2 protein-coding genes are annotated in these 1,168 nt (G+C 39.9%); both read right to left on the reverse strand.

Annotated features, from left to right (window positions below):
* Positions 1-839 (reverse strand): IS3 family transposase (locus H7198_RS06895; protein WP_345945867.1); only part of this gene is annotated, 839 nt, incomplete at its 3' end.
* Positions 821-1,087, reverse strand: a complete 267-nt coding sequence (locus tag H7198_RS06900; RefSeq protein WP_010017457.1) for a transposase — start codon at positions 1,085-1,087, stop codon at positions 821-823. The genes H7198_RS06900 and H7198_RS06895, both read right to left, overlap by 19 nt.
* Positions 1,088-1,168: the final 81 nt, after the last annotated feature.

A 1,168-nucleotide genomic window follows, 5' to 3' on the forward strand; every position in this document is an offset into this window, starting at 1 on the left:
ACTAGGTTCGATTCATAGGTATGAATCCGTTCATGATTATATCGATGGATATAGCGTGATATTCGCGTAACCAGCTCAAATTTACTCTTAAACTGGTTCGGATAAATAAGTTCTCTTTTTAAAATTGAATGAAAGGCTTCAATTCTCGCATTATCATAGGGGTGACCCTTCTTGGAATATGAATGACGGATATGATTGGTCGCCAATAGATTTTCAAATACACTACTTGTATATTCACTTCCCATATCAGTATGTAAGTAGGCCGGCTTTTGGTGTCGCTTCAATGCTTCAACCAAAATGTCGGAGACAAAGCGTCCATCTCTGATTGAGCTCAGTTTATGAGCTAGTACTTTTCGATTTTCTGGATCATAGACTGTTCCCAAATATATATACTGACCACTCGGAGCTCGGATATAAGTGACATCTGCCGACCAAACACCAGACTGGTCATCAAGTCGTTTAACCAGGTTCGGGCGTTGTGCGTAAAGAACTTCAGTGACTGGCTTACGATATTTTTTGGTCATCACTGATTGACAGTTTGCCTCTTTTAATAAACGCCATAATCGCCTTACACCGACATCAATTTTTTGTCGGTGTAGGGCGATTTTTATTCGTTGATAGCCATAGACACGATCACTGGATAACCAAATTTCTTTGGCCCTTGCTTGAATCCACTGATTCTCTTGTTCTCGTTTACTTGGAACGTGGTGCAGCCAATTATAAAAAGTACTCCGTGAAATACTTAAAGCACGGAGTACGATCGTAATACGATGGCCGGCATCGACATTAGCTTGAATGATGGGAAGGGCGGTATCACGTTTTAATTTTTTGCCAGTAATACCGCCGCTCGTTTTAAAATATCATTTTCCTCTTTTAAACGATCATTTTCCTTCTTCATCTTTTTCATTTCATCTGTCGTATAAGTTTCGCCAGCAATTATTTGTTTTTGGCTGCCATGAACCCATTTAATAACGGTAGTGGAGGCCATACCGTATTCAATTGAAAGTGACAGAGAGGAACGACCTTCTTGATAGAGGGCAACAATGGCATCTTTGAATTCCTGTGAGTAACGTGGCCTTTTAGTCATGTGCTGATTTCCTTTTTAGTCTTGGGATAATTATACAGTGGACGATGCATAAAATCTGTCCATTTTATCAGCATACGAGCA

The organism is Fructobacillus sp. CRL 2054 (genome assembly GCF_028764065.1).
Classification (GTDB): Bacteria; Bacillota; Bacilli; order Lactobacillales; family Lactobacillaceae; genus Fructobacillus.

Excerpts from the sequence above, each read along its gene's own strand:
- H7198_RS06900 (WP_010017457.1), bottom strand. The coding sequence starts at position 1,087 with ATGACTAAAAGGCCACGTTACTCACAGGAATTCAAAGATGCCATTGTT.